The organism is Ralstonia sp. R-29 (assembly GCF_049913345.1).
Classification (GTDB): Bacteria; Pseudomonadota; Gammaproteobacteria; order Burkholderiales; family Burkholderiaceae; genus Ralstonia.
Map to the genome: position 1 here is coordinate 90403 of NZ_CP184380.1, position 23682 is coordinate 114084.

Genomic DNA, 23682 nt, shown 5'->3' on the forward strand with positions numbered 1-23682 from the left:
GCACACCGGTTATCCAGCTTCGGGCCTATCCGCCGTCGCTGGCGGACGGCTGATTCACATCAACCTCGTTCGATTGGACAACCGAGCCCGGTAACTTATGAGCACACCACTGCTAAAACTATTCGAGGCGGCCATCACGCAGGCATGGAATGCCATCGTGATCACCGATGCCGACATCTCTGTCGGTTGCCGAGTGCAGTTTGCCAACCCAGCGTTCACAGCCATGACGGGCTATTCTCTGGACGAGCTACGCGGGCACTCCCTTAGGATTCTTCAAGGCCCTGACACCGATCCGGCATTAATTGATGAACTTCGCGTCTGCTTGAAAGAGGCTCGACTCTTCGAGGGCATCGCAACGAACTATCGAAAGGACGGCTCTAGCTACACCGTCCGCTGGAGCATTTCGCCAGTTCGCGACGACAGCGGGTTGGTCACCAATTTTGTCTCGGTGCAGCAGGATATTTCAGATTACGAGCAGGCAGAACAGACAAACAGACTGCTCGCTCGCGCGCTTGATGCAACCAGTGACCCGGTCATGCTGACGGATGCAAAAGCCCGGATCATCTTCGCAAATACCGCCTTCGCCAACTCCACGGGCTACACGGTCGACGAAATCCAAGGCAGCACGCCCGCCATGTTCAAGTCAGGCAAACATGACGAGGCCTTTTATGCGGCTATGCGCCGCTCTCTTGCGAGCGGACGAGACTTCCGCGCCACCTTCATCAATCGGCGCCGTGACGGCTCGCTCTACCATGCAGAACAAAGCATCTCGCCAATATTCGACGAGAAAGGGCGTATAAGCCACTACGTTAGTGTGAGCAAAGACATCACCAAACGCGTAGAGCGGGAACAGGCACTGTTACGTGCAGCCACCAAAGACAAGCTCACCGGCCTGCACAATCGTCACCATGGCGAGCAACTCCTCGCGGAGCGCTACATCACCGCCAGGACGCTGGAGCACCCGCTCGCCCTCGTCATGTGTGATATCGACCACTTCAAGAGGATCAACGACCAGTTCGGCCATCCCACCGGAGACCGCATACTGGTCGAGGTGGCCGACATGTTGCGGCAAGCGGTCCGCAGCCGCGATGCTGTCATTCGCTGGGGTGGCGAAGAATTCATGATCGTGCTCGACGATTGCTCGCAGACGGATACGGTCGACCTTGCCAAGCGCATTCTCGATCGCGTCAACGCCTATGAAGACGGGGAAGTCTCCGCGCTGACTCTTTCGCTCGGGCTCGCAACGCTTGCCCCAGATGAGGGGATCGACGAACTCATCGCACGTGCTGACTCGGCTCTTTACGACGCGAAACGTACCGGGCGTAATCGGCTATCAATCGCGGCTTGATCGGCTAAATAGCACAGCAGGCCACAGGGCAAAAATAAAGGCGGTCCGGAGAGAGGTGGACCGCCTTGAAGGCTGTGGAGAGAGCGAAACACTCAAAGCCAATGTACCAGCGCAGCGGCCAAATGTATTGGGGTCAATACATTTATTGCACGCAAACGTTGCGCACAGGTGACGGTAAAAATTACCCGTGCGGCCGGTTCTGCGAGCCACGGATGCCGCCGGAATCACGTCTGCAATGTCTACGTTGACGCCCAGATCCCGGCCAACGATGTCGCGGTAGGGATGCCCGTTACCGGCCCCCCCCGCACAGATCCCGGCGTGCGCGATTCGCGCACCGGGCTTTTGCCTTGGGTGCATGGCGTCGAAGCGCATATTCGGCCAGGGGTGAGGGATGCGAGCGCTGGGAAGCCACTGTGCTGCCAGCCTTAGAACCCGTGCCCACGTGGTGTTGTCCTTCTGGCTGCGACGCCGAAGCGCGCGCCCCCAGAGGTTGATCACATGTGCCCGGAACGCTTTCAGCGCAGGGAAGTTGGTCGGTACCGCGTGGTAGTTAAAGTAACCCTGTACCACGCGGCGTAACCATTGCCCTTGCTCGCGGATCGATTGATGCCGTCTGCGCTGTAGTCCTTCCTTGATTTGACGTAACGCGGCCCGAAACCGGTCGCGCCGTGTCTTACGCCACAGTAGGAACTTGCCATCTCTGGCGCGGCCACTGATGTTGGTAAAACCAAGGAAGTTGAACGTCTCCGGCTTGCCCAAACCTCGCGCGGCCCGGTTCTGCGCCGCGAAGCGGCCGAACTGGATCAAGCGCGTCTTCTCCGGGTGCACCGACAGCCCAAACCGCTCCAACCTCTGCTGCATGGCCCGCTTGAACCGCTTGGCATCGTGCTGCTTGTCGAAGCCGACCACAACATCGTCGGCGTATCTGACGATCACGAAGTTCCCTTCGGCATGGCGCTTGCGCCATTAGCTCGCCCAGAGATCAAAGACGTAATGCAGGTAGATGTTTGCCAGCAGCGACGAGATGACCGACCCTTGCGGCGTCCCCTCGTCTGTTGACTCGATCACCCCGTCTTCCATCGCGCCTGCCTTTAGTCATTTGCGAATCAATCGGATCACGCGCTGGTCGCCTATCCGGTGTCCTATGAACTTGATCAGCCACTCGTGGTTGACCGTGTCGAAGAACTGGCTGATGTCGGCGTCAAGTATCCAGCTCACGTTTGTACGAGCAATTGCCGTCGCTAATGAATCCAGCGCATCGTGCTGACTGCGCCGCGGACGGAATCCGTAAGAGAACCCAAGGAAGTCTGTCTCGTAGACCGCGTTGAGCACTTCCACCAATGCGCGTTGGACGATCTTGTCTTCCAGCGCAGCTATGCCCAGCGGACGCAGCTTGCCATCAGCCTTCGGGATATACCGTCGGCGGCTGGGCTGCGCACGATAGGCCTGCCGGTGCAGTCGCCCATGCAGGTCTTTGAGATTTCCCTCCAGGTTTTGCTCGTAGTCGTGCCATGTCACGCCATCCACCCCTGCGGCCGCCCTCCGCTTCAGCCAGAAGAACGCCGTCTCCAGCAGGTCAATGTCGAGCAGATGGAACACCGCCGTGAACCTCTCCTTCTTCCTTTGCCTTGCGGCTTGACGCACACGGTCCAGTCTCTGGGACACGCTTTCCCGGCTCAGCGTCCGGCGCGTGTGTGACCAACCCGTGTTCCCCTTGGCCCCACCCCTTGGCTCCATCGACTCCGCTCCCGATCGCTCAGGTTTGTTCGCCGGCTTCGTCGCTACTATGGGTGAGTCCGACTTCTCCCATTCGTTCGTCATCGGCTATGGCTCCTCACCTTCCCGATGCGGCCCGCTCGGCCTGACTCCTGCCGGCGGCCAAATGGGAGACCTCCCGGTTCCCGCATGGAGATCGTACTGACATGCCAGGGTCTAAGACCACGCCGAGCCCACCCAGCGCTTGCGATAGCGCGCAGGGTGTTGTTGCCTTCCGCAAACAGTAGTGCGCAGCACTCGGGAATGAAATAAACATTTCGTGGCTCAATGGCTGACCTATCAGCGCCCATGGGCTACGAGTCCGTGTGGGCAGTATGGGTGCACCTCATATTTCAGACCACGGTGAGCGCAGCGGCCGTGCTGCCTTCAGGATTCAACCAGGCGTCGACTAGGCAAGCTCAAATCAGACTTCAATTTCTTTCAGCAGCCGTCACAGACGATTCTCGTTAGCATGGCGCCGCCCGCCACGGGCAGGTACGAGAGCAAGCGTCGCGTGCAGCAGCCGGAGGAGCCGATGTCATCAGGGCAACAACCGTTTATCGTCGTGGGCGACAAAACCACCCACGTTGGCACCGTCATCACCGGCGACATGACGTCCACCATGCAGGGCAAGCCCATTGCCCGCTCTGGCGACATGACAGTGTGTCCAAAATGCAAGGGCACCTTCCCCATACTTAAGAGCGACAGCATCGTCGTTGACGGCGGCGGTAACACGTATGCCCGCCACTTGGACAAGACCGCGTGCGGTGCCAACCTGCTCGCCAGTCAGGCGACTGGTACCGCATCCGCGATGGTTTCCGGTACCGGCAGTCCGGCCGGTGCAGTGGCAGCACAGGCGGCAACAATCGCCGCACCGACAACGTCCGGCGTTTGCCTGTCATGCCTCATCAAAGCCGCCGCAAGTGGTAGCTCCACTGTCGTTCGGAGCTGATCATGGCGCTTGATGTAGCCGAGCGCTTGAAGCGTCCCTACGAGCTAACCGCTGTCTTTCGTCATCAAGGCTCCCTGGAAGCCATTGCCTTGCTGCAGGAACTGGCTACGTTTTGCCGCGTGCTGGGTGACCAATCGCCCGAGCTGTCCACGTGGTACCTGAAAGGCGAGTCCAGGGAAGAGGCCGCACGGTACGGGGTGTTCGACGCCAACGGCCCGACGACAGCCGCAACCGCGGTTGTTACCGAAGAACTCCGGAAAGAAGTGGATCCGCGCATCATCGGCATTTGGAATGGCAAGACCGACGCCAACGGCGCGTCCCTCCAAATCATCGCGCGGCCTGGCCCCGAGACATCGACTGCCATTTTGCGGGTCAAGCCTGGTGCCTTTCCCCAAGCCTACGAAGGCGCTGTAGCGGTCGTGCAAGCGGCAGCTCTGCAATGGCAAGCAAGCGCCATCACGCTGGAATCTGGCGGGTACTTTCCGCTGAAGGTGTTCAAGGACCGCCCGGGCGTAGGTTGGATGATCTATTTGCCGACGACGCTGACGGTGCAGCAAGTGCCCGAAGCCGGCGCCTTAATTCCCGTCATCGACGGCAAGAAGCAGATTGGCACCATTGTCGTGAGTGTCACGGATGCGCCGTTCTCTGATGCCGACCCTGAACACGTACGCATTGCCAACAAGATCGAAGTCCGCCTGGTGGACCAGGATCTTCTGCCACGCTACGCCGCTCTTTGAAGGCGCTTTATTACATCCCCATTTGGGCCACTCAGGCATTGCCTGACAACGGAGAATACATATGTATGTACTGCAAAACCTCGTTGGCCGCATCAGGAGACTGTCCGCCATGCTCCACGAGGATCGGGTGTACTGGTGGGCTTTAGGTGACCGGAACGAAGTGATCGAAGGCGGAATGCAACCGGGCTTCATGATCGCGCCGGTGCCTGTACCGCAAGCGACGGTCCACATCAAAGGCACCCCTGTCGCGTTCTGCCCGGTCATGCGACCCGGGGACAAGGGCAAGCCGGCGCTCTTGCGATGCTATGTTGCTCGGACATCAGCAGGTTTCGAGGTCGGATGTTTTGCGGACGACCACATTCCGAAAACGATCCGCACGCTCTCGCCGGAAGGCGTGCTCGGTGTCGAATTGGCAGGCAGCCGCGCGGGGCTGTGCGCATTCGTGACATACATTTCCCCGGTGCCGCGGGTCGAGATCATCCACATGGACTGGGAACAATTCGATTCTCGTGTCCCGCTTACCTTCCTCCATCCGCAAGTGCTTCCCTCTGGCGCCTTCGGGCGCGTCCACGGCATATGCACTAGCGATAAGCCAGGGGAACTGCGATTCAAGCTGGTCATCGCCTGCAAGCTAACGCAAGACGCGGCGGGCTGGGCGGAGCTTGACGCCAACCTGATCCACGGCAGTCACGGATGGCAGCTCCGTGATAGTGCCTGGGAGACGCATGCAACCCAGGACCGGTATCTCATGGAGCCTACCTTGCTTTGGGGTGCTGACGGTGCGATGCAGATGATGTCGGCATCGGCGATACCTACTGATCACGATATCGCGCTCCGACGCTTATCGCTCACCCACGGGTGGCAGCGGACCGATATCCTGCGTGCGGAGGAAGGACGCTCGCTGCAGCAAGCGCTCCCCGCGGTAGTCTACGTTCCTGGCGGCGAACCGGTGGTTTCCGGAATCGGTGACAACGCCGTTACCGAGGTCGACGTGCAGCGCTGGACGCTATGGCCGGTCGGGCTTGGCGAAGATCCGGCCGTGGTGACGCAATTGCAATTGGACGTCCAGCGTGTGGGCAAGGCAAAGCGGCATACGCTAGGCACTGTGGAGGGCGCCAAACAGGTGCTCGTTGGCCTCATCGAGGGACCACCCCCGGTGCCGAAGGAAAACCTCAACCTGGCTGCCGGGATGGACAAGTCGTCGGCCTCCGCGGAGACGACTCTATCCGACCAGACTTCGCATACGAGCACGGTGGAGATCATTGCTTCCGAAGCCGGAATCTTTGAGGCGAAGGGCGAGGTGGGCTGGATCTTTACGGGCAGCAGCTCTTTCACCCTTAATGTGGCTCACACATCGGGCTCGAAACACACCGTTACGACGACGCTGACGGACGCGTTCAAGAACAGCCTCAAGCAGGAGCAAAAAGACGGGCATACAGGGGTGCAGCCGCTAGGAACTGCGGTCGTGCTGGGACTCTCGTTTACGGGGTACGAGTTCCAGTTTCTCGATGCGGCGGGAAAGGCGATTGAGGATGCGCCTCAGATGCGAATGGTGATCCCACACACGCCCGCGCTGCGGGTACGCCCCTATGTCATCAACCCGCAACGCTCCCCGGTGCCGGGCGAACTGGTGAGCTATATGCTGGACGCATCAAGAATGCAGCGCCTTCAAAGCCAAGCCATGGTGTTGGCCGACGAAAGGAGAAAGCTCAGCAGCTCATGGGGCCTCACGAGCACCGGCCAGGCCATCTTCCAGCGGGTAGAGCTAGATCAGTTTTCGAGAGGCTTTGCCATAGACTTGAAACTGATGCTCTCGGTCAAGGCAAACTTTCTGGGGGAGAAGGGCGAAATCGGAGGCGGCATGCAGCTCAAGCTGAGCGGGACATGGGCATCTTCCGACCAGAACACTCGCACCTTGTCGACATCGGTGTCCGTGCCAGGCAACCGAAGCGCCGTGGGCAGCTATTACGCCTACAGCTACGACACGTATCTACTGCAGCCGAGTCAGGCGATCGAAGCAGCGTTCCTGGAGAGCCTTGTCACCACGGACTGGCCTGCTGACAAGAACGACCGGCAGATCAACCAAGAGCTACTCGACGATCTGGCGCCGGCGGGAACCGATGCTGAAGGTCCTTGGATGATCACTTATGCGGTGACAGAGAGCCACCGGGTGCAGTTGCTGGAGGATTGGCTGAAAGCCCATGAGCAGCAACTCGATGCCGATCTGGTCTTGCGTCTGCGGGCATCTGGGGCGACCACCACCGCAGAGGTCGCAGACTTGATGGAACAAGGCCGCGTGGCAGGTGCTCAAGTGCAGCAACTGCTGTGAGCGAGTGAGCGCTTTTGTATCCTTTCAGTCCCGTGCCCGGCAGCGTCGGGCACGACAAGCGTGTGAGCGCGATCGTGCGCGACGCAATAGAGATCGATCGAATGGCAAGATTTTCCTTCTGCCGGCGAATCCGTTGTTTTTCCTATTTGATGGATGTGTTGTGCAGGAGCGTCCGGCCAGATTCGGTCAGATCAACGTTCCACATATCGCCGTCCAAGTCATTCATCTCAGAAATGGTGATCAATTCACGGCGCTCCAAATGCGGTAGCGCCTCAACCACCATCCGATCGGCACAGGCAGCGATACGCCGTCCGCCACATCTTTCAGAACGCCAGCATCCGTCATGTTCGTCTCTGCGCCGGCACACGCCGGCTTTGCCTTTGCTCTCAGTGCGAGAAGTACATCACTATCGAGAAGACAAACTGTTGATTTGCACCGAATCCTGACCCACCCGAGGTAGGTGGAGGTGCGGACAAAATCTTGGACTACCTGGAGGTAGTTCATGTATTCGTACGAGGACAGGATTCGAGCGGTCGAGCTCTACATCAAGCTCGGCAAGCGCGTCAGAGCAACCATTCGCCAGTTGGGATACCCGACCAAGAACGCGCTGAAGGGTTGGTACCGGGAGTACGAGCAGCGACTCGATCTTCCAAAGGGCTATGCGCGCCCCAAGCCGAAATATTCTCAAGAGCAAAAAGAGGCAGCTGTCAGGCACTACTTCGATCATGGACGTTGCATCGATGGCACCATGAAGGCGCTGGGTTACCTGACTGTCACCCTGTTCGATGCGTCCGGCAGTCGCGATCCGGCGGCAGCTTACCGCGAGGCGATCCAGGATGGCCAGGTCGTTTTCCCGATCGTGCACGTGCAGGTCGATGAGAAGGTGACCGGGATCTTCAGCGACCTGATGATCGACCTGACACCGAAGGGCTTCCACCACCCCCCGCCACCACGAGGTGACGACGGTGTACAAGCGCTAGCCCGGCGCGGTGTTCGATGCCGGCTTGGCTGCCCGCGGCGGTCGCGGTGCCGGCGCGGCGTCCATCTGGTCAACCGGGTAGAGCGTCAGGAACGTGCGGGCGAGTTCGGGATCACGGCAGGCCAGCCAGTCATCCCACTGTGCGCGGGGGACGATCACCACGCTGCGCTTCTCCTTGTTTGGCGCGTGCATGCGCCGCATCAGCGGATGCGCATCCGCGTTGACTGTCAGCATCGTGAAGCTGACGCCCGGCGGCGCGCCGTCCGGCCGGGCATCCCACTCGCGCCACAACCCCGCGATCGCGAAATCCGGCTCGTCCTTCAGCCAGATCCGGACGCGTGTGCTCTTCTTCGGATCGGCCTCATAGTTCGGCTCGAACAGCGAACGCGCCGGCACCAGGCACACCTGGCCAGCCTTCCAATACTTGGCCCACGTCGGCTTCTCCCCCACCGTCTCCGATCGTGCATTGGTGGTGTCGTAACTCACGCCCGGTGGTTGCCGTCGTTTCGGCACGAACCCGAAGTTGGCTAACACGCATTCGTGCGCGCCGTGCGCTGCGCTAAGCACGATCGGGGCTTCATAGTCCGGATACGTCTCCGCGCGGTAGCTGAAATGCTCCGCCGCCGTGCGGAACAGTTCGTTGATCCGGTCCAGCTCCGACGGCTCGTAGTTATTGCACATACGCACCTCGCAGTCTTGCGATGGACGCCATCATAGGCCACCTGTGTGGATGCCTACCGGTAGGCTTTCTTATTACGCTTCTTGGTGCTCGTGCGTGCTTGGCGCTTTTCGTAGATGGCGTGCATCGACGGCAAGTTCTCGTGGAGGTAGATCTCGGTTTCGAGCACCTTGGCCAGCTCGTCCAGCACGTAGTCAAAACCGCCGGGGATCAGCTGATCCTGCATGCGGCGCGCACGGATCACCGCCCCCGCTTTTTTGATGACGACATGCAGGCAGTAGATCTCCCATACCAGGCGACGCATGGCGCGCGTTGGGTTCGCCTGGTAGAGGGCACGAATCTCCGCCTGCGTGAGCGCGGGATAGTTCTTCCGTTCCGGGTTGTTCATGGCAGGCACTGCAGGACAACGGCCCCGCCCCAACTGGTGGTCCACCGCGTATAGGAGCCGGCAGGCGCACGCACGCTTGAGTCGCCATCACCGTCGCACCAAGCTCACGTGGCCACGACGGGGACCACTGCCGCCGTCAATCGCACAGCTCTGCTTCGAGCAGTTCGGTCGCATCAATTTCGACGGCGCAGAAGGCCGGAGCCAGAATCGCATGGCGGGCCTTTGCATCCCAAAGCGACTCAAACGGCCCGTGGATCGTGGTGTCCCGCGACAGCATGTAACCCGGCTGGCCAAGTACGTACAGCAACGCAATGGCCCACCCGCTGGGGTGTTGCCAACCGTAGTCCGAAACCTGCGCCCAGTTCTCCATCGCAGCAGCCTCCCCTGATTAGCACGCCAGGTCACGAGCGGTCGATGTGTCCGCTCGCGTGATGACACGTACAACGGTATAATACTGTATATACATACAGTTTCAACGTCAGGGTAACCCTGGCGACCAGGGGATCACACTACTGCTGGGATTCGCATAGACCGCGCAAATCGGCTTCCGTCGGCGCGGTGTAGATAAAGCCAGTCGTCGAAGTGCACGTGTACAGCTGTTGGCCGGGGCCATCGCTCGCGTGAATTGGCGTCGCTTGCGCCTCAAGGCGATGTTCGAGCTCATGAAAGCGCTGCACGGCGTGTTCATCCTTACGCTGCTGGTACATCACCCAACCCACCATCCCGACAATGGCGAAAACTGTCAACAGAAACGGTGCCGCACGTAACTTTGGGTGGGACTTCAAAGCGGTCCTCCGTCCCGGCGCCGATCGCCGTCGAATGGATTGGTGCGGCTGATGAAGGTGTGGCCCTCAAAGTAAGCTAGGCCGCAGCGCAGCACCCAATAGTCCGTTTTGGAGTACACCTCCACCGGCTCACCGTGGCACGACTCGGTGCGCAGTGCGTCCAAATCTTCGAAGCGCACCGCCCCCACGTCCCTTGCCAGAAACCGGGGGTACTGCGTGCCGTTGACCAAGTAAAAACGTTCGGCGACGGTCAGGAGGCTGACGATTGCCACGCCCAACGGGATCGCGGCCTTCAATATGGTGGTGGCACGCATTGATGCACTGATGTTCAGCGAGGTCGAGATCATCGACGGGCGCCCAGCGCGCGCTCGATCTTCTGGTCGGTTTTGTATTGGCTCAGCGCGTACACCGACCAGATTGCAGCGGGAATCCAACCAATCAATGTGAGCTGCAGCAGAAGGCAGATGATCCCGGCGAACGGCCGGCCGATCGTAAAGAACTGCAGCCACGGCAGAAGCAAGGCAAGCAACAACCGCATCGAATCCTCTTAAGTGATGGTGATGATCGCCGGCGGCAGACCAACTCGGGACGCGATCCACCATGTGACGTGGCGCGAGAACTGTCGGCGCAGTCGCCAGCGGCGAGACGCTAGCGTAGGCGAAAAAAATCGGCTTGCAATTCTGGCGCTGCGCAGCGGGGAGCGTATTCAGGCGTACGCCGTCATGATGACCGCAGCAGGTTCGCAGGCTTGGCCGCATCCGGCGAGGTGTTGACCGCGTATGCGAATCGCAGCGCCCCTCCAGCGCAATCAGCGTGCGATGACGCAGTTGCGCTCGCTCAGCAGGTGCTCTTGCGCGTCGCGCAGTGCTCTCGGTAGTGCGCTGCGATGTTGCTCTTGGACAGGCACAGTGCCACCGTCTCCGGGGCTGCATCGAAGTACAGCTGCAGTGCGTCCGCAGCATCTGCCCGATGGAACCCGACTGCGGACATGGACGCGAGCTCACCGTTGGCGGAGTACATGCCGATCCAGACTTCACCGTCGTCGGGCACGTCTCGAGTGGCCGGCAGCGCGCGCTCATCTACATGCGCCTGCGCGAGCATCTGCCGCCCCCTCACCTCGAACACCGGGGGCTTCCATCACGTTCAGCATCTCGCCGGGTTCCCGTGGGAACACGCCGGCGAATTCATGTTGCAACCGCCGGCGAGCCGTAGCCTTGGCCAAGGTGAAGTAGGCCTCTTTACGAACCAGCCAAAAGCATTCGACGCCCGAGGCCGCGTACCGCTCCTGTCGCTGCGTGTAGTCCCGCAGGTGCTGATAGAAGCGCAGCAGCTCCGCTCGCGATGGGGCGGCCCGAGACAAAAACAGGACATCAGCCTCCCACTTGTCTCCGCTCGGTGATCTACCTGGCGCCTCTTCACGGCCCGCCATGCCCAGGGCGGATACGCCGCCCGCACGGCCACCTTGCCCGCCAGGTGCCATTGCGTTTCAGGCGCGGTGGCACATTCATCTGCCGTGTGAGCGAAAAATAGCAGTCCGTTGATGCTGGTCTTGAGCACCGCAGGTGCGCGACAGCACGTCATGACGAAGTCGCCGGGCTGCGTCGACTGCTTGAGCGCCTGCCAGTCGGCGCTGTGCATGCGGACCCCAGGGAGACTTCCCGGGGGCAAAGTCTCAGCCCGCAGTCTCCCTGATGATGCAATGAGCGATCATATAAAAAGCCCGCGGGAGCGGGCTTCCTCCAACGTCTTCGGGGACTAGACGATCAGGAAGCGATCAAAGTTTTTGCCTGCGATCCACGCCGGTGCGCGACCACGGCCGGTCCAAGTAGCCCCAGTCTTGGGGTCTTGGTATTTCGGCGCAACGGTGCGGCGAGCTTTCACTTTGGTCTTGGACGACAAGCCGATGTCTTCTGCTGTCAGCCCGTAGTCGGCCACAACCTGTTTAACCTGAGCGATGACCTGCTCAAGCTCTTTGAGACGAGCATTCTCAAGCTGTTCTTCCAGCTTCTGCTTCTGAGCGAGTAGTTCTTTATAGGTAGCCATGGTTTCCTAGGTTTTTTTGTACTGCAACGCGCAGCATAGGCTAAGAAACGGCTCAGGGATAGCGGATTTAATCAACATCAAGGGCCGACTCCGCTCTCGTTGCGGTGGTCGATGTGATGCCGCTGGGAGTGGTTACGCGATTGTGCTCGCGTATGTATGGAGCAATCTCCTTAAATAAGGCGCGTGCTTTTCTCCGGGCCTCTTTTGGCATTGGCATCGGTTTCTCGATGCCTCCTGGCTGGAATTTGTAGCCCCATTGTGCAGTATAAATTTCGCGATGAACTTGGAGTACGCCCATGAGCTTGGCTACCTCAATCAGGCCCGTTGCTTCTAGCAGATAGCGAAGTTCGTCGTCGCGTGCGTGGGCAAGGGCAACGAGGAAGATGTAACGCAACTCAAGGTACGTGAGCTGAGCCCGCACAACCTCTAGATAGAATGCTTTCTCACGGCCATCAACGTCTGACTCATGGATATGCCGAAGAAGAAGCTTGAAGGACTCTACATATCGAGCGTGTCTCTGAAGGTGGGTGTAGATTGCCCGATAGTGAGCAAAAGTTAGCGCAGCTTTGACGGCTTCATCTGGCAGACGAATGCCCGCTTTCCTTAATCTCTTTGCTGCATTTAGTGACGCTGATAGGCCTTGGGAGCGTAGGTCCTCATCCAATGCATTATGCATATGAGCCAGCGCATCGACACCGGAAAATGCTTGATCGTTTGTTCGAATTTTTAGAGCCGCGAGCGTGCCACGATAAATATCGAGCAGCCTAAAGAATTTTTCCTCCGACCACTCTGAGTTTTGCCGCTTTCTGTCCGCACCAATTTCCTTTCGCTGATCGATGAGCTGCTGCCGCTGTAAGAAGATCGTGACTATGAGTCCCGCAAATGCGAGTGCGGTGAACAACGTGTTCAGACCGCCAAACGCGTCGCCGAATACCCCTGCCCCTTCTCCCCCTTTGGTCAGGGTCGACCATCCTGGCCAAACAATCGCAGTGTAGCCGGCGCAAACCCCAATGACGGCCAAAAACAAGAGGGTGGCAAGTACCCATGCAACAGTAGAACGCTCCGAATGATGATCAGATTGCTCACCTTTAGGTTGCTCGATTTTCGCCACTTCGGACATGGTCGCTCCAGGCTTGCATAGGTTTACGACGGCTCGCGAAGATATTGCCGAGTCGGTAACTACTCTCCGTTTCTTCTCCGATTGTACGTGCAAGTCCCATCTCGGAGAATTCGGTAGGGAATGCCTATTCTTCAGTAGCTGAGTAGACGGCCCTCGCTCGGCGAAGCCGGTTATCGCCATCGCCCGCAAGGACATCACTCAGAAGTTGTTCGAAGAAGTGAAGCTGACCAGGGCGGGTGCGAGCACGTACTACCAGATGATTAAGAAGAAGGGCGCAACGACCTAGAAATGATGACGTTAACGTGTCGTTCATATGGCTCCTTCGGGAGCCATTTTTTTTTGGGGGAAGAGGGAAAAACGATCCGGGCAGGTGACCACAGCAGTATAATATGCGTAGACGATATTTCACGTTTCAGCGAGACTCGTACTCGCTTACGGACAAACAGGGGCCTGCATCTACCTGCCCACAAGTGCAAAACCCCGACACCATAGGATCGTTTATCTAAACCGGAGTTGACAATGCAAGATGAAATGCGTGCCGTTCTGATTTATGGGGAGGCTAACGAGAATCTGTTGAGCAAGATTAGTAACACCCTGCCGACTTGGCACCTTTCACTGCTTGATCCGGCCAGGCATGTTATCGACGGTCGCACTCAGGTTTTGCGGAAAGGCGTGGTCGAGATTCACTTGAGAGAGATAGCGCCCAACGTCCTCCGGACGGTGAATGTTCTCCCGCACGATGCGAATCACGATCAGCACGCCGCAAACTGCGCTCTAAAGGAGTTGGCCGATGAGCTGGATGCGGCAGGCTTCAGTTGCGAGGTTACCGCATCCGACAAAGATCTCACCTAGCTTTGCATTGAGATGAGCCGCCCGGTCCACCAGCACCCGTTGCATATCCTGGCGGGAATCCATGCGTGCTATTGACGGCCAATCTTCGAAAGCATTCGAGTTGCGTCGGCTTTGGTGAACCCAGCCGGTTAGGATCGAATGGGATAAACCAGCACGGTGTAGAAGTGTATGCGGCCACCTTGGCGCGTTTCTTCGGGTCAGCGCCCCGGTAATTTTTGCGCGCCACATAAATGGGATAGGTCTTCATAGATCGTCCGGACAGCTACTTGGGCAGATTGAAGAGCAAGACGGATGCGATAACCAAGCCCACCAGGAAGCAAACGAAGCTGCCCCAGCCTAGCCACGGCCCCAGCAAATTCCACGTCTTCACACGGTTATCATCACGCTCAATAAACCTATCCCAGGTAATTTTCCCGGCTCGGTACTGCATAAAGTCTGCAACAAGTCCTCGTTGCAATGCCTTCATCGCCTCAAGTGAGTGGGCGCGGGCAACCCCGGCAAGGACGAGTCCAACTGCAAAACACAAGAGTGCCCACAATGCGCCGGGCGCCTGCCGTATTTGCTGAACCGCCCCCACAAATGCCAACACCCCCGCGAGGGCACCTCCATTGACTGTCAAAAGATAGGTCAGCGCACCTTCCGAGTGGGAAATAACGAGCCCGTTCAATTGAGTCCATCGCTGTAAGTAATAGTCGATTGTTTGCTGTGGTATCAGCGGCCCGTTTTGCGTCATCAAGTCCTCTGCGGCATGATATGTATGCGAAGTTACCTAAGAGTCGGGATCAAGTTCGGCATCCGATCACCGGCCACCAGCTCTTGCAATCCACGACAAACAATGCAGCGAGGCGCTCGTCGGTACTCCCGTGAGCGCTCGAGATGTAGCGGTTACGCGGGACCCGTCGTGAATCTGCTGATGAATACGTTGTCGTTCAAGCCAACGTGATTGATCGCTTCAGCGAACTGAGCGACCGGCACAAATCCCGCGCCTCCGCCGATGACAGCCTTAGTGAACTGCTCCACGGCAACCTTCAGGCTTGCCAGTCGATCTTTGTCGATGACGCGCATACCTTCGGCCGGCGATGCCTCGGCGCCGAACTTAGCGGAGGGGTGCACCATGATCGGTACCGGCACACAAGTGCTGTCATAGTGGGAGACGAACCATGACTTCGCCCCAAGGAGTTGGTTGCAGTAGTCCTTGGAGATTGGTTTGCTCATATCCGCCACACCGCTCTTGCATTCGATGACGTAGTACTTCAGGCCACCGACCGCCCACAGGTTATCTGGCCCGCCATCCTTGTATGACTTGTCAGGACGTTGCGATCCGAAGCCAAGCAGCGCGCCAAGATCCTGCATTGCTGCCTCGAACTGGTCCGTCCGCTCCGGATCCCACTGCAGGTCCGCAAGGACCGCTTTGACGTACAGAAGGAAGCTGTTTGGGTCGAGGAACCTCGCACGAACAAACGCCTCCGAAGCCGCAGCCTGATTGACCGTGGGTGATGAGAGTTTTCTGTAGGAGATTCCCTCGATTGGTCGAAGGATGCGCGGATTGTCGACTACGCCAGAGGCCAATAGCTTCTGCGCGGCGACGGGATCAGTGCGATTGACGTACTCTGCCAACTGCTGCTTCAGATACCCCTTCGCGATCGGCTCTGTGGCGCCGTTTACAGCGGCCTGCAATTGATCAGCGGCAGGTTGCCATTGATTCAGGGCCGCAAGGTCGAATGCTTTGCGGATGAACGGTACAGCCGGGTCGATATGACTGGGAGCACCTTCACCAGCCTTCGCGAGCCGAGCCCGACCAGCCTGCCACCAAGCGTGGCCGTCGGGGGTATTCCTCAACATGCACAGATCAAGGAACGGTCTGAGCTTGGACACGGGCTGTCCTTTGATCTGACGCGTGAATTCCTTGCCCATATCAATCTGCGCGAGAGTCGCCGCAGTAAACATCGCGCGTGCCTCCGGCATGTGGATCCGCTGCGTGAGCCGCGCCCCAAGGAGCAAGACTGCGCAGCGATCTTCACCCGAACGAACTCCACGCCCCATCCCTTGCTCAAGGCGTTGAATCTGCCGCAACAGCTGCAATTGCGTGCCCTCCATGACGGCAGTATCCATTCGGTCAACGAGCCCGAAAACCTCCGGCAGTCCGTCCACAATCAACAATCGGCACGCATCATCCGGCAAATCCACGCCATCGTATCGATTGACAAGGACCGTGAGTCCTACATGCTTCTGCTTCAGTAGCGCGACCCCGCCGGCAATTGTTTCCTTTGCCAGCGTTTGATGCGCAACACTTTCCCAAAACTTGGCACGTGCAAAGGACGGAACCAAGACAACGACGTTCACGGTCTTCGCGACTTCCGCAGCGAGATCTCTGACTTCCTCATCTGTGGCATCTGGATTCACGCCCTGGGGCGCGACAATCATGCGATCGCCGATCTCTCCGGCGCCCTTCACGCGGATTGGATCCGCAATGGCGATCGGATCCGCGCGAAGATGCGTGATCAGGACGCCGTCATCCGCCAGCGTTGCTGTCATGTAGACGCGGCGCTTGGCTCTGGCGAAAGATGGAATTTGGTCGATGGGCAGGCACCTGGGCTTTGCCTGCAACGCGTTCCCACTGAAGACGCAAGTGCACTGTGGAATGACGCCCTTAAGCAAGGGCCAGCTGAACTTCAGCGCGTCCGAAGTTCTGTGGGCGTCGAAAATCTCAATGACCCGGTTCGCCTTTTCCTGCCAAGCCCAAAATGGGACCTGCATCAGGCAGCGTGGATCCTCTCTTGCAAGCTCGACCCAACTCACATGCGAGTACGACTTGAGGTCATCCTCAAAAAGCGCCAGCAGCTCGGCATACGCTGGATGTGTTTTCGGAATATCGATGCTGAACTGATCCGCGACAGCGTCCAAGCATGCGTGCGCATCGTCGATAACGACCGAGCCGAGCGGAATCTCCGCTCCCGCCGAGCCGACGCCAAACACGGACTTTCCGTTCACCAGCTTGTCGATATTTGCGACCAATATCGCTTCGCCGTTCAAAAATCCGGAGTTATTGATGTCCGCCGTTGCGGAAATCCCCAGGTCGTTTGCCTCCTGAAGGACCTGTCTCGCCAAATAGTTATCGGGGGTAACATAAATTGCCGGGCCCATCTTCTCGTTCAGGCAGCTCTTCAAAACCAACAGGCCGACGAGCATCTTTCCCGAACCCGTGTTCATCTTGATGGTGTTATCGACCCTATGGCGTTTCTCCTGCCATTTGTCAAGAACCTCGCCTTGGTTCGCCGACACGAACTTGAATCTCGGGGCACGAACGAGTGTCGTGAAAATCTGGCGAGGGTCCACGATGTCATCCGCCCCGCCATTCCCTCCGCTAAGTGCTCCAAAATCCAGCATAAACGCCCCCCAGTGAATAATCCTTCAGCCTAGCACACCAAATTCACCGGAGCGATGCTCCCAACGAGGGGACCCAAGCATTAAACGGGACCTGATCGTAATACATTTCAAAAATCCAAAAAAATAATGGCTTGTTGACCCGCTCGCACGATTAGTACGGTTGTTTAGCTAATAGGCACACTCTCGATTTCCGATAATCAAGGCGCGAAGGGCACATTTAGACCCGCTAACACAAGTCATCTGCGAATCGAGCACAGATGATCGCAGCGGCAAGCAAGAGCAGTGCGCAATGGATGTCGAGGCGACGTTCTAAGCGAATACGCAGCTTGCCGAAGCCGGCACCGTCGCTTACTTCACTGCGCATCGACTCACTCCACTGAAAATCTACTTTGAGCGCACTGTGTGGTTGTCAGCATCCTGCTGCTCTGCCCCACAGTAAGCAAGGCACTTGGTAGCCATCCGCCCCTAAAAGGGAACATCGTTTGGTTCATTCGGCACAGGCGGAGTTGCCGCCAGCGCGTGGTGCAGATACTCAAGGCGCGCAAGCAGTTCATCGAACGTGAGCACTGTGACATCTTTGAGAACGTGTCTAAATGCGTCGAACGCCTCCTTGTCCGCCCTTGACGTCGGTAGTGTGCCAATGAGGACCACGGCCTGGGGCGAGTAGATCTCCGCGCCATCAAGCGTCCCGTCGTCATCGACTTTTAAGCTGGCCCATCCAGTGGACAGGCGTCGCCGCTGTCCAAGTACTTGGGTAATGGCCCCCGTCAAGTCATTCGACGGACCTTGCTGCTCTGCACGGTACTGCATCAGGAGTTTTGTGCCAGGTGCCTTGATCTCGATGAGTGCAACATTGCCCGTGCCTTGACCCCGCATTAAGAAATCGGAGTGTCTCCCACCCTGTCCGCTCACGCGCTTGCCATGCACGTACGGCGTTTCCTGAACAAAGATCGTAGGAACTACGAACGCCATCGACAGAATAAAGGTGTTCGCCTCGAAGAAGCTCTGCCACTTTGTCTCGGGCAAGTTCTGGGCAAGCTTCTCCCGATACTTAGCGATCATCTCCTGCAGGGTTGCGGATTCGATCTTCGCGGCGAGGTCGTATAACGTCTCCGGGGCCTCTTTCGCAATGGCCGGCGCATTGTCGGCCAGCATGTTCACCATGCCGCGCTGCGCCTCTTTGGGAATGCGGGTACGCGTGCGTCCGACCTTAACCATCTCGAACACGGCTTCAGCGCTGGCGCGCTTCATTTTGGCGGGGAACCGATTCGGATCGACGGCGCTCAACAGCTCGTTGTGGGCCACAAGCATTCGGTCCACCCGCGCCTGTCTCTGGTATCGGCTGGAGATTGAGCGCATGCTTTTCACGAGCTGCTTGATGTGCTGTTCACTGAGAACGTACACACCGCCCTCGTAGGTTGGAGCAGCGCGGCCGCCCCCAATCAAAACGTAGACGCGCGTGGACAGGCTGCCGATGGCAGCGGCAATAAAGCGGTCCTGACTTGAAAAGCCGAGCCCGTTCAAAGGATTGCGTTCCAACCAGTCGGGCGGCCGATCCAGCAGATCCACGACATCGTCGTGAGTGGCGGGCTTCTCATACGGCCCCGTCCGAAGCTGCGCCAAAGTGAGCTGAGCCAGCCCCGCGTACTTTGGCTCGTAGCCGGTGCCGCTTGACGCTGGTTTGAACGGGAAAATGTCCAAGTGATCCGGATAGACGCGCAGCATTCGGGCTTTGTCGGCGAGCTTTGCGCTTGCTCTGTGCACAGGCCGCAAGTGGTAATAAACGTCCGTACCACCGTCGCCTAAATCTACGCACTCGTACACGATGCGTTCTACGAGGCGATCCTTAATATCGAGCGACTGCACAACCGATCTAGCCATGCGCTTCCCCTGTTGAATGCGGCTCGATGTTGCGGCCGTCGATACCTGCTACACAACGACAAAAGAGGGCGACAATTTACACGTCCCGGACATTCGCTGGAGCATGCGTACCGTACAACTTGCGGATCTGGCCTTGACGGCGACGCGCGCCCGCCTTGTTATAGATCGCTGTCGTCGCCCGCGACGCGTGCCCGAGGTAGCTCTGCACCACGTCTTCAGGCACCTCCGCTTCGGTCGCTTGCGTCCCGAAGGCATGCCTGAAGGCGTGCGGATGCAGGAACAGTCGATTCCTGGCCAAGTCGGCGTGGTGTTCAGTGAGCCACGCACGGAAGGCCTCGCCAGCCCGCTTGACCAAGTGGCGCAGCCCTCGGTCACTGTAGCCCGCCCTCCCCTCTTCCGCTTTTGCTCTCGCACGCGGACTGGTGCCTGCCTGCACCGGAGACAGCAGCGGCCCGGCTGCGTCACCGAGCACGTCCCGGTCTGCCCAATGCGCCTCCAGCGCGGCGTAGACACGTCGACTGATCGGAACCATGCGCAGCTTGTTCCGCTTGCCCAGGATCTCCAACTCGCCCCACAGCGGTCCGTCGCCGGCCGCTGGCCGCAGCCCCGACCTGTCGGCGGCGGCCGCCTCGAACACCCGCATGCCAGAATCGTGCAGAAGCAAGAGCGCTGCGCGCACGCTGCGCCAGTACGCACCCTGGGCGGCTTGCTCGTTCAGCCACGGCATCAGCAACTGCCAAACATCATCCGGCACCGCCCGTTCGACGTCGATCGCCTGCACGGCTACGCGCAGGGCAGGCACGCCCTCCCACGGATTACTGTCCAGGTAGCGGCGGCCGACCAGCCACTCGCACAGCGCACTGAGCACCGTTTCCGCATAGGCGCGGCTGCGCGGCGATAAGGTGCCCTGAAACGGCCGCCAGCCCGGCAACGCGCGTGCCACCTGGGGCCCCGCCCAGCGCGGCCCCAGCTCCTTCTGCGCCAGAAAGGCGCGGTACGCCAAACAATCGTCGGTCGTCAGGTCGCTGAAAGCGCGGCCACGCTCCAGGATCGCCCAGGCCAGGAAGCGCTCGGCCTCCTTGCGATACGCGCGCCAGGTCGAACTGCCGGCGGGCCACAGGGAGAGCCAAGTCTGGATCGCTGCGTAGTCGTGGTCGGCATCAATGCGGCAGCGGTGAAGCTCAGCCCGGTTGCGGCCGGCACGGCCATCCAGAGCCGGGGGCAGACGCATCGCCTCGAGCGGTACCGCCTTGCCCTCCCCGGGCGTGAGCGCCGGGGCCAGCAGCGGGACCGGAAGCGTCGCCCCGGTGACGTGCGCACCGAGCTTACCCAGGGTCGCTTCGTTGGCCACCAGCACGCGCACGATGGTCACGGCGGCGGTCGGCCCGATGCGCGGCACTCGTCGCCACCAGGCGCGCCCCCGGTCGTTGGCCAGCGCCATCAACTCGCCGAGCGTTGCAGCACCACCTGCGGCCAAGCGCCTGGCCAGCGGTGCCGCGAACCAGAGCTGAACCCGATGCTCAGGCTTCGGCGTGGGCGATCCAAACTTTTCTTGAAGGGTTTCGAGTTCGCGCAGGCCGACCTGCAGCTCCGGGGACGGGGCACGTCGATGACTGGCCAGCGTGGCCGCCAAGGGCTCGCGTCCATAGCGCAGCGCCAGTTGCGCCATCGCGTGACGGATCTCGCGCAGCGCCTGCAGCGCGGCGGCGTCAGTCCATTCGACATCGGGATCAGAGGACAGCCAGCGTTCGGCCACGGCCACGGAAGACAGACCCTGTAGCCAGCCGCGCAGCGCCGCGAACTGGGCGCGCGTCGGAGGAGACACTGACGAGGAGGATGGCCTGCCACTCATTGTCGCGGATCCATCCGTTCTAGCGCGTCGGGATGAAAGGCGCTACGCGCAATCCCGCCATCGGGTTCTTGCCACTCGCAAATCACCGGAAGCCCGTTTGCCTGAACCGCGCTGCCGATTGGCTGCGTGGTCTCGACGACGCGCATGGCGCGGCCGCTTTGGCGATCACGCACCCAGTCGCCCCGTACAAGCAAACGTGGTTTCGATGCGGCCACGTCGCGCTGAAGTTGCAGCGTACGTCCACGTCCCGCAACCGAGAGGCTGCAAAGATCGCTGTCAAACGGATTGCGATGGATCAAGCCCCGCTTGGTCAGCTTGTCCGCTGTCGCCTGGAACTCCAACGCTGCGTGACCTGGATTGCTGCGGGCTAACTGCCTGAGATGAATGGTGTGGTTCGAAACCTTACCGAGCGTCAGTAGGAAGCTGACTTCGTCACTCCCGAGCCGCCTACGGGCCGCGATCCAGCGATACCCACCACGCACCGCGGAGCCCGCCAGCCAGGCCGCGCCCAACAGCACCGGGATTCCTAACAAGGCCCCGCAAAACGCCAGCACGAACCACGGTACCCAAGCCCATTCCTGAGGCAGCCCCGGAATCACGCCTGGCGCATAGCGCGGCCCGCCAATGAACAACAGGGCTGCCACCACCAGTCCGAATGCGGCGGCCTTCGACTTTTGGGCAAATTCCACCAGCGATTTCAGCAAGTCCATCACGTGCGACTCTCCGTTTTCTTCATGAGTATGCTGACCGCTGGCCGCCTATTGCACGTCAAAATCCAGGCTTTGCATCAGGCCACGCATGGCCTTCACCGGCGACCGCGCCTGCGCGCGGACCATGCCGCGGCCAAACAGAAATTGGATCGTCTCATCGTCCAATCCCTCCTTGCCGTCCGGCACCCGTTGCTGGACCACCGACATGAGGTCCCACATGGCCTGCACATAGCCGACGACCCACTCCTGGGCCGGTGTGATTCGGGGGGCTAAATCCCGCAAGAGCGCAACGGCGCGGTCGTTCGCCTCGGAGTCATCACGGCGTATGCCGTCAAACAAGTCCGGATCCTTGACGCGCAGCGCGACGAGAAAGCTCAGCAGGCCGAGCCAACGAGGTTGCACCAGGAAGCACAGGGCGCAGGCCCGCTCGATCTCGCGCAGCGACAGCTCAAAGGCCTCGGCCCAGATCGTCAACAGGTAGGCAAGATCACCATCCGCGTCCTGATAGGCGTAGCGGCGCAGCACGTGGCTGACGAAGCCGCGCATGAAGTGCGCGTCCCGGTCGACTTCCCACGACCGCGGGCGCGGTAGGGACAGCGAGAGGTGCAGGAACTTGCCGAGGTAGGTCGTGGCATCGGTGTCGGCACCGTACACACCCTTGACGGCCGTCTCCAGCTGACGACGGTTCATGATCAGCACGAAGACCAGGTTCGGCACGTCGAAGTAGTGCTTGATTCGCTCAAGCAGGCGAACCGCGAACGCCGGCCGGCAGCGGTCCAGTTCGTCGATGAGGATCACGACCGGCTTGTCGTTGCTGCCCTGGGTGAAGGTCTCGAGTTCCTTGCGAAAAGCACGGATCGAATCGCGCTCCTTGTCCTGTTGTTCGATGCGGTGCTTGACCCAGGCCTGCGCGGCATCGCCCCCTTTTTCCCCGGCTTTCGCGACTTGCTCGGACCATTCGCCGGAGAGGTCCTCCGTGCCGACCGCTTTGCCGACCATGTTGAGCGTCATCCTCGCGGCCATCGGCATGAGTGCCTTACCGATTTGAGCGGCCCGGTCGCCCAGGCGTTCCGCGAACGTCTTGTCAGCCGCACTCAGCCGCCGCACTTCGGCCGCGAGCAACAGGAACGGATCCTCGACGTAGTCGTTCTCGAACGCGTCGATGCAACCCACGCGGTAACCGTCGGCGTGCAATTGGGCGGCCCAGTGGCGGGCGAACCAGGTCTTGCCCTCTCCCCACGGCGCATCGAGTGCGAGAACCGCGCCCTGGCGCAAGCGCGCGAGATAGCCGGTCAATTGCTTGGCCAAGCGAGCCCGTTGCAGGACGTCGCCTTCGAACGGTTTAGTGATGGAGTCCCAGCGATCGCTCGGCAGATTCAGGGGCGGGAGGGCCTCGGGCAAAGCAGACGCGTCTTGTGTCGACATGGAGAAGTCCGGTTGGCTAGCGCGCCCAGTTTGCAAACCAGTGGGTCCAGGCGAACGCGGCCAGCAGGCCCGCCAGCGCGAGGGTGGCCGCCACTTCGAACCAGAAGCGGCCGGGATGCCCCTGGCGCGTGATGCGCCGGCCGTTGCGGGCCACGTAGCTGCCGCGCTGCCAGAGCCACACGCTGTAGACCAGCGTCAGCACGGACAGTGGCCAAGCCAAGACATCCAGGATGGCGAAGAACACGGACAGCCCCTCCCCCGGGCGATGATGTGAGGTGGATTTCGCCAGCATAGCGATTTTGGGGCCGAAACGCCATGCTGATAATAGCACTTATCGGCAAGGAAATCGGACCAAGAAAGTACCGCACCCTGCCTCGTGAGCCGGTCATTCCGCTCGCTCTAAGGCTGTCGGCGGGCACCGCCGCTATACTCTCGCGCGACACGTCACCGAACTGGACTC

General features: G+C 59.8%; 21 protein-coding genes and 3 pseudogenes. 6 read left to right on the forward strand and 18 right to left on the reverse strand.

The genetic code is table 11. The features are described 5' to 3' along the window. Positions 1–97 precede the first annotated feature (97 nt). A complete protein-coding gene (locus ACN9M1_RS27740) occupies positions 98–1348 on the forward strand; it encodes a sensor domain-containing diguanylate cyclase (protein WP_426400970.1) in 1251 nt (416 codons plus the stop codon). Positions 1349–1678: 330 nt separating this feature from the next. On the opposite strand, the pseudogene ltrA reads toward ACN9M1_RS27740, so the two are convergent. Continuing rightward, positions 1679–3169 (reverse strand): annotated as a pseudogene (ltrA, locus tag ACN9M1_RS27745) (group II intron reverse transcriptase/maturase); the annotation flags it as partial. A 469-nt stretch (positions 3170–3638) separates the two neighbouring features. Between ltrA and ACN9M1_RS27750 the strand changes: the two are divergent. The 4 genes and pseudogenes from ACN9M1_RS27750 to ACN9M1_RS27765 form a co-directional block, all read left to right on the forward strand. Beyond that, positions 3639–4055, forward strand: coding sequence for a PAAR domain-containing protein (locus ACN9M1_RS27750; protein ID WP_426401037.1), 417 nt, complete (start codon positions 3639–3641; stop codon positions 4053–4055). 2 nt (positions 4056–4057) lie between these two features. Continuing rightward, a complete protein-coding gene (locus tag ACN9M1_RS27755) occupies positions 4058–4792 on the forward strand; it encodes an Imm52 family immunity protein (RefSeq protein WP_426400971.1) in 735 nt (244 codons plus the stop codon). A 61-nt stretch (positions 4793–4853) separates the two neighbouring features. Continuing rightward, the gene (locus tag ACN9M1_RS27760; RefSeq protein WP_426400972.1) at positions 4854–7121 is read left to right on the forward strand and encodes a hypothetical protein; all 2268 of its coding nucleotides are present in this window, start codon (positions 4854–4856) and stop codon (positions 7119–7121) included. 502 nt (positions 7122–7623) lie between these two features. After that, positions 7624–7887 (forward strand): annotated as a pseudogene (locus ACN9M1_RS27765) (IS3 family transposase); the annotation flags it as partial. Between the two features lie 210 nt (positions 7888–8097). On the opposite strand, the gene ACN9M1_RS27770 reads toward ACN9M1_RS27765, so the two are convergent. The 9 genes from ACN9M1_RS27770 to ACN9M1_RS27810 all read right to left on the reverse strand — a co-directional run bounded on the left by ACN9M1_RS27770 (position 8098) and on the right by ACN9M1_RS27810 (position 13115). Then, positions 8098–8781 carry an SOS response-associated peptidase gene (locus ACN9M1_RS27770; protein WP_426400974.1) on the reverse strand — a complete coding sequence of 228 codons (684 nt, stop codon included), beginning with the start codon at positions 8779–8781 and terminating at the stop codon, positions 8098–8100. A gap of 53 nt (positions 8782–8834) precedes the next feature. After that, complete coding sequence (locus tag ACN9M1_RS27775) at positions 8835–9167, reverse strand: hypothetical protein (RefSeq protein ID WP_426400975.1); 333 nt, start codon at positions 9165–9167, stop codon at positions 8835–8837. Positions 9168–9303: 136 nt separating this feature from the next. Beyond that, on the reverse strand, positions 9304–9537 hold the full coding sequence (locus ACN9M1_RS27780; protein WP_426400976.1) for a hypothetical protein: 234 nt from the start codon (positions 9535–9537) through the stop codon (positions 9304–9306). Between the two features lie 139 nt (positions 9538–9676). Then, on the reverse strand, positions 9677–9952 hold the full coding sequence (locus tag ACN9M1_RS27785) for a hypothetical protein (protein ID WP_426400977.1): 276 nt from the start codon (positions 9950–9952) through the stop codon (positions 9677–9679). After that, positions 9949–10299 carry a hypothetical protein gene (locus ACN9M1_RS27790; protein ID WP_426400978.1) on the reverse strand — a complete coding sequence of 117 codons (351 nt, stop codon included), beginning with the start codon at positions 10297–10299 and terminating at the stop codon, positions 9949–9951. Before ACN9M1_RS27790 ends, ACN9M1_RS27785 begins: the two co-directional genes overlap by 4 nt. Beyond that, positions 10296–10490 (reverse strand): YqaE/Pmp3 family membrane protein, encoded by a 195-nt coding sequence (locus tag ACN9M1_RS27795; protein ID WP_426400980.1) that lies wholly within the window; start codon positions 10488–10490, stop codon positions 10296–10298. Before ACN9M1_RS27795 ends, ACN9M1_RS27790 begins: the two co-directional genes overlap by 4 nt. 299 nt (positions 10491–10789) lie before the next feature. Further along, positions 10790–11077, reverse strand: coding sequence for a hypothetical protein (locus ACN9M1_RS27800; RefSeq protein ID WP_426400981.1), 288 nt, complete (start codon positions 11075–11077; stop codon positions 10790–10792). Positions 11078–11707: 630 nt separating this feature from the next. Continuing rightward, positions 11708–11995: an H-NS family nucleoid-associated regulatory protein gene (locus ACN9M1_RS27805; RefSeq protein WP_426400982.1), complete on the reverse strand. Its 288-nt coding sequence runs from the start codon at positions 11993–11995 to the stop codon at positions 11708–11710. A 67-nt stretch (positions 11996–12062) separates the two neighbouring features. Continuing rightward, positions 12063–13115, reverse strand: coding sequence for a hypothetical protein (locus ACN9M1_RS27810; RefSeq protein WP_426400984.1), 1053 nt, complete (start codon positions 13113–13115; stop codon positions 12063–12065). Between the two features lie 519 nt (positions 13116–13634). On the opposite strand from ACN9M1_RS27810, the gene ACN9M1_RS27815 reads away from it, so the two are divergent. Then, on the forward strand, positions 13635–13967 hold the full coding sequence (locus ACN9M1_RS27815) for a hypothetical protein (RefSeq protein ID WP_426400985.1): 333 nt from the start codon (positions 13635–13637) through the stop codon (positions 13965–13967). Positions 13968–14229: 262 nt separating this feature from the next. On the opposite strand, the gene ACN9M1_RS27820 is transcribed toward ACN9M1_RS27815, so the two are convergent. From ACN9M1_RS27820 to ACN9M1_RS27855, 8 genes and pseudogenes are all read right to left on the reverse strand, one after another. After that, positions 14230–14703 carry a hypothetical protein gene (locus tag ACN9M1_RS27820; protein ID WP_426400986.1) on the reverse strand — a complete coding sequence of 158 codons (474 nt, stop codon included), beginning with the start codon at positions 14701–14703 and terminating at the stop codon, positions 14230–14232. Positions 14704–14852: 149 nt separating this feature from the next. Further along, a complete protein-coding gene (locus ACN9M1_RS27825) occupies positions 14853–17249 on the reverse strand; it encodes a helicase C-terminal domain-containing protein (RefSeq protein ID WP_426400987.1) in 2397 nt (798 codons plus the stop codon). A gap of 331 nt (positions 17250–17580) precedes the next feature. Then, positions 17581–17694: pseudogene (locus tag ACN9M1_RS27830) on the reverse strand (IS5/IS1182 family transposase); the annotation flags it as partial. A gap of 125 nt (positions 17695–17819) precedes the next feature. After that, a complete protein-coding gene (locus ACN9M1_RS27835; RefSeq protein WP_426400988.1) occupies positions 17820–19235 on the reverse strand; it encodes a Shedu immune nuclease family protein in 1416 nt (471 codons plus the stop codon). Between the two features lie 76 nt (positions 19236–19311). Then, positions 19312–20997: a phage integrase family protein gene (locus tag ACN9M1_RS27840; protein WP_426400989.1), complete on the reverse strand. Its 1686-nt coding sequence runs from the start codon at positions 20995–20997 to the stop codon at positions 19312–19314. A gap of 86 nt (positions 20998–21083) precedes the next feature. After that, entirely contained in the window at positions 21084–21797 is a 714-nt protein-coding gene (locus ACN9M1_RS27845; protein WP_426400990.1) for a hypothetical protein, read from the reverse strand. A 48-nt stretch (positions 21798–21845) separates the two neighbouring features. Further along, positions 21846–23222, reverse strand: coding sequence for a KAP family P-loop NTPase fold protein (locus tag ACN9M1_RS27850; RefSeq protein WP_426400992.1), 1377 nt, complete (start codon positions 23220–23222; stop codon positions 21846–21848). Positions 23223–23238: 16 nt separating this feature from the next. Next, the gene (locus tag ACN9M1_RS27855) at positions 23239–23514 is read right to left on the reverse strand and encodes a hypothetical protein (RefSeq protein WP_426400993.1); all 276 of its coding nucleotides are present in this window, start codon (positions 23512–23514) and stop codon (positions 23239–23241) included. Positions 23515–23682 lie beyond the last annotated feature (168 nt).